This is a genomic window from Anabaena sp. 4-3 (assembly GCF_001597745.1).
In the GTDB taxonomy this organism is placed as follows: Bacteria; Cyanobacteriota; Cyanobacteriia; order Cyanobacteriales; family Nostocaceae; genus Trichormus.
Window position 1 is genome coordinate 1 of record NZ_LUHJ01000073.1, and the last position, 355, is coordinate 355.

The following is a 355-nucleotide window of genomic DNA, read 5'->3' on the forward strand; positions in this document are numbered from 1 at the left end:
TTATCCCTAGGCAATGACACTACGGAATTGCCTGAACATTCCTCTCCAGATGATGATCTCAATCAGTTTGCTCCCTGCACAATTTTGGTTGTGGATGATGTAGACTCAAATCGCCAGCTAATTCAGGGATACTTTGCCCAAACTCATCATTTGTTAATCATGGCTGAAGATGGCGAGGAAGCGATTCGCCTGACGCAAATACATCAGCCAGACTTGATTTTACTTGATTTGCGAATGCCTCGGATGAATGGATGTGAAACTGCGTTGCATCTCAAAAATGACGCACGCACTCAACATATTCCCATCATTATTTTGACAGCTTCTTGCCAGAAGGAAGAACAATTAGAGGTTGAGA

At 43.1% G+C, this 355-nt stretch carries 1 protein-coding gene; it reads left to right on the forward strand.

The window, feature by feature from the left end; all coding sequences use genetic code 11:
* Window positions 1-355: PleD family two-component system response regulator (locus A3775_RS21605; RefSeq protein WP_156481705.1), on the forward strand; the 355-nt coding region annotated here is incomplete at both ends.